At 68.5% G+C, this 495-nt stretch carries 1 protein-coding gene; it reads left to right on the top strand.

Annotation, left to right across the window (positions count from 1 at the left end; genetic code table 11):
- Positions 1–495 (top strand): MmpS family transport accessory protein (locus tag ON36_RS28425; RefSeq protein ID WP_245558237.1); only part of this gene is annotated, 495 nt, incomplete at both ends.

Here is a 495-nt window from a genome sequence, read left to right as displayed (position 1 = left end):
ACCGAACTGGCAGCCACCGGGCAGAGCCCACCCCGGGCCCGGCTACCCCGGTAGCGGATATCCCCCGCCCGGCTACCCGCCCAGCGGCGCCTATCCCCCGCCGCCGAAGAAGCGCAAGATCTGGCCGTGGGTGCTGGGTGGGGTGTTGCTGGTGATCCTGCTCGGATTCGCCGCGTGTTTCGCCCTGGTCGGTACGACGGTCAACGAGATCGACAAGGAGATCAACCGGGCCGTCACCGTCACCTACCAGGTCGACGGTTCCAGCGACGCCAGCTCGATCACCTACTCCGGCAAGAACATGGACATCGCCCAGGACACCGACGTCACCCTGCCGTGGACCAAGGAGGTCTCCGTCGACGGCTTCGCCAAGACCGTGACCCTGACCGCCAGCGCCGGAGCCGACGGCGGCCAGGTCACCTGTCGCATCCTCGTCGGCGACAAGGTCATCGCCGAACAGACCGCCAACGGCCCCTACGCCAGCGCGTCCTGCAGCGG

Source organism: Nocardia thailandica NBRC 100428 (assembly GCF_000308795.1).
Taxonomy (GTDB): domain Bacteria; phylum Actinomycetota; class Actinomycetes; order Mycobacteriales; family Mycobacteriaceae; genus Nocardia; species Nocardia thailandica.
Note: the sequence above shows the minus strand (reverse complement) of the source record. Positions and strands in the feature narration are given on the sequence as shown.